Raw genomic sequence first — 4580 nt, forward strand, 5'->3', positions numbered from 1 at the left:
CGCGCGCGCCGCAGATCGATCCGATCCTGCTGCGTCCGGTGGACGATCTCGAGTTGACGGTGCGTTCGGCCAACTGCCTGAAGGCCGAAAACATCTACTACATCGGCGATCTGATCCAGCGCACGGAAAACGAGCTCTTGAAGACGCCGAACCTGGGTCGCAAGTCGCTCAACGAGATCAAGGAAGTGCTCGCTTCGCGCGGCTTGACGCTCGGCATGAAGCTCGAAAACTGGCCGCCGGCCGGTCTCGACAAGTAAGGCTATTGGGGTGCTTGCACCCCGTCGTCTGGCAAAGACGCGGATTTCGTTTTAAAATCCGCGTCTTGTCTTTTTTTATTACCGGCCCGTGTCCTCACCGCTCAGCATCGATCAGGCGGGGACGATAGAAGAGCTGGACCAAAACTTCGAATCAAGGAACTGAAATGCGTCACCGTCATGGTTTGCGGAAACTGAACCGCACGAGCAGCCACCGTCTGGCAATGCTCCGTAACATGTCCAACTCGCTGATCGAGCATGAAGTCATCAAGACGACGCTGCCGAAAGCGAAGGAACTCCGTAAAGTTGTCGAGCCGCTGATCACGCTCGGCAAGAAGCCGTCGCTCGCGAACCGTCGTCTGGCGTTCAATCGCCTGCGCGATCGTGATTCCGTCTCCAAGCTGTTCGACGTCCTCGGTCCGCGTTTCGCGAACCGTCCGGGCGGCTACCTGCGCATCCTGAAGTTCGGTTTCCGCGTGGGTGACAACGCACCGATGGCACTCGTCGAATTGCTCGACCGCCCGGAAGTCGTGGAAGCGGAAGACGTGCAAGAAGCCGAATAAAGCTTCCCGGCAAGCCTTAGGCTTGTCATGGATTGGCTTAGCAACAAGGGTCAGGCGTGAGCTTGGCCCTTTTTGTTTATGTGCTCGCCCATATTGCCCGCCCCATGCGGCGGGTCGTCGGGCATTGGGCGTCCGCGTCGTGTGCGCTGGCCCCGGGGGCGAATTTGCGCTCGGTGATACGATAGCGGGCGTAAATGGATCGCCTCGAGGTCAAGACGCCGTGCCCCTTCCTGTCGTACTGATGCTGACGACGCTGCCTGATGCCGAATCGGCGCAAAAGCTTGCGCAAGGCGCGCTCGATGCGCGGCTGGCTGCTTGTGTCACCGAGTTGGGCGCCGTCCGTTCCCGCTATCGCTGGAAGGGCGTCGTGGAGACGGCTGACGAGATCCAATTGCTGTTCAAGACGAGCCCGGCACGCGTGCTTGAACTCGAACGATTCATTCTTGCGAACCATCCCTACGAGACGCCCGAGTTGCTCTCATGGCAGGCCACGGCGTCGAGCGCGTATGGTCAATGGGTGGAGACCGAAACGCATCGGACCACACATGTTTAAGCCGCTTTCCGATTTTCCGCGCATGCTGGTGCGCCTCGTCCTGCTTGTGATGGCCTTCGCCATGGCCGGGGCGGGGCTCGCCAGCATGGCACGCGCAGACGATTTTCTTGATCCTTCGGTGGCGTTTCGCTTCGGCGCCGACGAGCAGCCGCACGAGATCGACGTCCACTTCAAGATTGCCGACGGGTATTACCTGTATCGGGAGCGCTTCCAGTTCGCCGTCAAAAACGGAACGGCCACGCTGGGAGCGGCGCAATTGCCGGCGGGGCACGTCAAGTTCGATCAGACGTTTCAGAAGAACGTCGAAACCTACCGCGGCGATCTGACCATCCGGGTGCCCGTGCAGGCCGCCTCCGGCCCGTTCGATCTGGCCGTCACCTCGCAAGGCTGCGCGGACGCAGGGATTTGCTATCCGCCCGCCGAGCATGTCTATCACGTGGCCGGAGCCGCGCTGAGCGGCGATGCGGGCAGCGCTGGCAGCATCGGCGGCACCGGCGCCATCGGACGCGTCACGCAAGCGCCAGCGGCGGGGCCAGCGGCGGGGGCGGCGCAGCAAGCGTCGTGGTTCGAGCGCGCGACGAGCGCCGATTACGCACAATCGCTCTTGCAGGGCGGCAGTTTCGCAGCCACGGTTGGCCTGTACTTTTTGGCCGGTCTCGTCCTGAGCCTGCTGCCGTGCTCTTATCCGATGATTCCCATCGTCTCGGCGATCATCATCGGCCAGGGCAGCAACGTCACGCGCGGGCGCGCTTTTGCGCTATCGCTCTCGTATGTGGTTGGGATGGCGCTCGTCTATACGGCGCTCGGGATCGCGGCTGCGCTCGTGGGTCAATCGCTGGGCGCCTGGCTGCAAAACCCGTGGGTGCTCGGCGCGTTCGGCGTCTTGCTGACGGCATTCGCACTGACGCTCATCGCCGGCGTCGATCTCGTGCTGCCGCAGCGATGGCAAGACGGTGTCTCGCAAGCGTCGAGCCGTCGTTCCGGCGGCACGTTCGCCGCGGTCGCCGTGATGGGGGCCTTGTCGGCGCTCGTCGTCGGCGCTTGTATGACGGCACCGCTCTTCGCGGTGCTCGCCTTCATCGCGCATACGGGCAATGCGGTGCTGGGCGGCGCCGCGTTGTTTTCGATGGGGCTCGGTCTCGGTGTGCCGTTGCTGATCATCGGTCTGGGCGCAGGTACGCTGCTGCCGCGCGCGGGCGCGTGGATGGACGGCGTGAAGGTGTGCTTCGGCGTCGTGCTGCTGGCGGCTGCCTTGTGGATCGTCTGGCCCGTGCTGCCTTCGACGGCGCAAATGCTGCTGGCGGCGTTGTGGCTCTTGATCGCGGCCGCGGCCTTGGGACTGTTCACCCCTAACGCGGGTGGAACGTCGATCTGGCGCAGGCTCGGGCGCGGCGTTGGCGCGGCGCTGGCCATCTGGGCTGCGACGCTGCTCGTCGGCCTGGCTGTGGGGTCAAGCGACCCGGTGCGCCCGCTTGCCGTGCTCGCTGCTCGGACGTCGGGTGAATCGGCGGCACCGGGTGCGACCGCTCCGACGCAAACGGCGTTCGCGCCGGTTCAATCCTCCACGAATCTCGATGCGCTGCTCAAGGTCAGCATGCGCCCGGCGATGCTCGATTTTTACGCCGACTGGTGCGTGAGCTGCAAGGAGATGGAGCGCTTCACGTTCACGGACAACCGTGTGAAGGCGCGCCTTGCTCAACTGCAATTGCTGCGCGCCGACGTGACCGCGAACAACGGCGACGATCAGGCGTTGCTGAAGCGGTTCGATCTGTTTGGGCCGCCCGGGATCATCTTTTTCGATCGGTCGGGCAATGAAGTGCTGCGCGTGGTCGGCTACGAATCCGCCGATAAGTTTTTGCAGAGTCTCGATCGCGTCGCGCCCGCGTTGCAGTCGTGACGGGGGCGCGTGATTCGCTCATTCGACCAGGTGCCGGCCGCGCTCAGCTCAGCCCTTCGCCATTCCAACGTTGGCAGTCGCACGCGAATCTGACCGGGCGCCACGTGTGGCGATCCCTTCGGCGCCTGAGCCGTGCACCGAAGGGATCACCCTTTGCAACGCTGCAGCAACGGTTTACTTTTGAGCGCGCAGCAACCGCGCCGCGTCGAGCGCGAAGTACGTGAGCACGCCGTCGGCGCCGGCGCGCTTGAACGCCAGCAGCGATTCCATCATCACCTTGTCGTGATCGAGCCAGCCGTTTTGCGCGGCGGCCTTGAGCATCGCGTATTCGCCGCTCACTTGATAGACATACGTCGGGAAGCGGAACTCGTCCTTCACGCGGCGCACGATGTCCAGGTACGGCATGCCCGGCTTGACCATGACCATGTCGGCGCCCTCGTCGATATCGAGCCGCACTTCGCGTAGCGCCTCGTCCGAGTTGGCCGGATCCATCTGGTAGGTCATCTTGTTGCTTTTGCCGAGATTCGTCGCGGAGCCGACCGCATCGCGGAACGGGCCGTAAAACGCCGACGCGTACTTGGCCGCATACGCCATGATGCGCGTATGGATGTAATCCTCGCTCTCCAGCATTTCACGCAGCGCCCCGATCCGCCCATCCATCATGTCCGATGGCGCGACGATGTCGACGCCGGCCTCGGCTTGCACGCGCGCCTGTTCGACGAGGATGTCGACCGTTTCGTCATTGAGGACGTAGCCGGCTTCGTCGAGCACACCGTCTTGGCCGTGGCTCGTGTACGGATCGAGCGCCACGTCGGTCAACACGCCGAGTTCGGGGAAGCGCTTCTTCAGCTCGCGCACCGCGCGCGGAATCAGGCCTTCCGGGTTCGCGGCCTCGCGGCCATCGGGCGTTTTGAGCGAGGGTTCGATCGCGGGGAACAACGAGAGCACGGGCACGCCCAGTTCGACGCATTGTTCGGCGACGCCCATCAGCAAATCGACCGACACGCGTTCGACGCCCGGCATCGACGGCACGGCCTGGCGCGTCTGATTGCCTTCGACGATGAACACGGGGTAGATCAGATCGTTCGTCGTCAACGTGTTTTCGCGCATGAGACGACGAGAGAAATCGTCGCGCCGCATGCGGCGAGGGCGGTGATGCGGATAGAAGCTCATAGGGGAAAAGTCGCTATCGGATAGGAGGAATCGCCGGTCCTGCCGGCACAAAAACTTTTGCAAACAATGGTATATGATAGCGATCGAGCGAAACGCTTGCCTTCTAGCGAACGCATGGCGCGGACCTCCCCGCTTCTCCT

At 63.3% G+C, this 4580-nt stretch carries 5 protein-coding genes; 4 read left to right on the plus strand and 1 reads right to left on the minus strand.

Features of this window, described 5'->3' with window-relative positions; genetic code table 11:
• The 4 genes from ACTHL0_RS18145 to dsbD form a co-directional block, all read left to right on the plus strand.
• Positions 1 to 257 (plus strand): DNA-directed RNA polymerase subunit alpha C-terminal domain-containing protein (locus tag ACTHL0_RS18145; RefSeq protein ID WP_440568212.1); only part of this gene is annotated, 257 nt, incomplete at its 5' end.
• A gap of 164 nt (positions 258 to 421) precedes the next feature.
• Complete coding sequence (rplQ, locus tag ACTHL0_RS18150; protein ID WP_440568213.1) at positions 422 to 817, plus strand: 50S ribosomal protein L17; 396 nt, start codon at positions 422 to 424, stop codon at positions 815 to 817.
• Between the two features lie 241 nt (positions 818 to 1058).
• Positions 1059 to 1370, plus strand: coding sequence for a divalent-cation tolerance protein CutA (gene cutA / locus ACTHL0_RS18155; RefSeq protein ID WP_440568215.1), 312 nt, complete (start codon positions 1059 to 1061; stop codon positions 1368 to 1370).
• A 49-nt stretch (positions 1371 to 1419) separates the two neighbouring features.
• Entirely contained in the window at positions 1420 to 3267 is a 1848-nt protein-coding gene (gene dsbD, locus ACTHL0_RS18160) for a protein-disulfide reductase DsbD (RefSeq protein WP_440568217.1), read from the plus strand.
• 174 nt (positions 3268 to 3441) lie between these two features.
• Here the strand turns inward: dsbD and hemB are convergent, their stop codons facing one another.
• Positions 3442 to 4440, minus strand: a complete 999-nt coding sequence (gene hemB, locus ACTHL0_RS18165) for a porphobilinogen synthase (protein ID WP_440568214.1) — start codon at positions 4438 to 4440, stop codon at positions 3442 to 3444.
• Between the last annotated feature and the right edge of the window lie 140 nt (positions 4441 to 4580).

Origin of the sequence: Trinickia sp., assembly GCF_051961175.1 — a bacterium.
In the GTDB taxonomy this organism is placed as follows: domain Bacteria; phylum Pseudomonadota; class Gammaproteobacteria; order Burkholderiales; family Burkholderiaceae; genus Trinickia.